This is a genomic window from Micromonospora sp. NPDC047730, from assembly GCF_043204765.1.
Lineage (GTDB): Bacteria > Actinomycetota > Actinomycetes > Mycobacteriales > Micromonosporaceae > Micromonospora.
On record NZ_JBIDCU010000076.1, the window covers coordinates 1 to 1,178 of the forward strand.

Sequence of the window (1,178 nt, forward strand, 5' to 3'; positions counted from 1 at the left end):
CCGATCGAGGCGCAGGCGTTGGTGGCGACGTATGGGGCTGCTCGTCAGGGTCGTGGGCCGGTGTGGCTTGGTTCGTTGAAGTCGAATGTGGGTCACACGCAGGCTGCCGCGGGGGTGGCTGGTGTGATGAAAATGGTGTTGGCATTGCGGGCGGGGATGTTGCCGAGGACGTTGCACGTGGACGAGCCGTCGCCGTTGGTGGATTGGGATGGCGGTGTGCGCTTGTTGTCCGAGCCGGTGGAGTTGGTTCGTGATGGGCGGCCGTGGCGTGCTGCTGTTTCCTCGTTCGGCATCAGCGGCACGAACGCCCACGTGATTGTCGAAGCCCCGCCGTTGGCGCCGGAGCCGCCCGCCGAGTCCCCGGCCGATGGGTCTGTCTTGACGCCTGTGGTGGTGTCGGCGCGTGGCGTGGCCGCGTTGCGGAAGCAGTCTGGTCGGCTGGCGAACTGGTTGGAGCGCGAGGGTCGGGATGTGCCGTTGCCGGATGTGGCTCGGGGTTTGGCGTTGTCGCGGGCGGCGTTGGATTACCGCGCGGTTGTGGTCGGCGACGACCGGGAGTCGGTTATCGCTGGTCTGCGCGGGGTCATGGGGGACGCGGGGGTGTCTTCGGGTGGTGTGGGAGCTGTTTTTACTGGTCAGGGTGCTCAGTGGGTGGGTATGGGTCGGGAGTTGGCTGGGGAGTTCCCGGTTTTTGCTGACGTGTTCGGGCAGGTGTGTGCGGGGTTTGATGGTTTGTTGCCGGCGGGTTTGGGTGAGGTGGTGGCCGGTGGCGTGGTGGGTGGGTTGGGTTTGGATGACACGGTGTTCACGCAGCCGGCGTTGTTTGCTGTCGAGGTGGCGTTGTTCCGGTTGTTGGAGTCTTTCGGTGTGCGGGTTGATGTGGTGGTCGGTCATTCGGTGGGTGAGTTGGCCGCTGTTCACGTCGCGGGTTTGCTCGATTTGGAGGACGCGTGTCGTTTGGTTGCTGCGCGGGGCGCTTTGATGCAGGCGTTGGATGCCGGTGGTGGCATGGTCGCTGTCGAGGCTGCGGAAGCCGACGTGGTCGAGATCGCGGATCAGTTGGGTCTTGATCTGGCTGCGGTCAATGGGCCGGGGTCGGTGGTGTTGTCTGGTCCTTTGGTGGCGGTGGATCGGGTGGTGGTCGAGTGTGGGGTGCGGGGTTGGCGGTTCCGGCGTTT

At 65.1% G+C, this 1,178-nt stretch carries 1 protein-coding gene and 1 pseudogene; both read left to right on the plus strand.

All coding sequences use genetic code 11. The features are described from left to right. Positions 1-60 precede the first annotated feature (60 nt). Positions 61-120: pseudogene (locus tag ACGF5G_RS35750) on the plus strand (hypothetical protein); the annotation flags it as partial. Positions 121-177: 57 nt separating this feature from the next. Next, positions 178-1,178: acyltransferase domain-containing protein (locus ACGF5G_RS35755; RefSeq protein WP_393271330.1), on the plus strand; the 1,001-nt coding region annotated here is incomplete at its 3' end.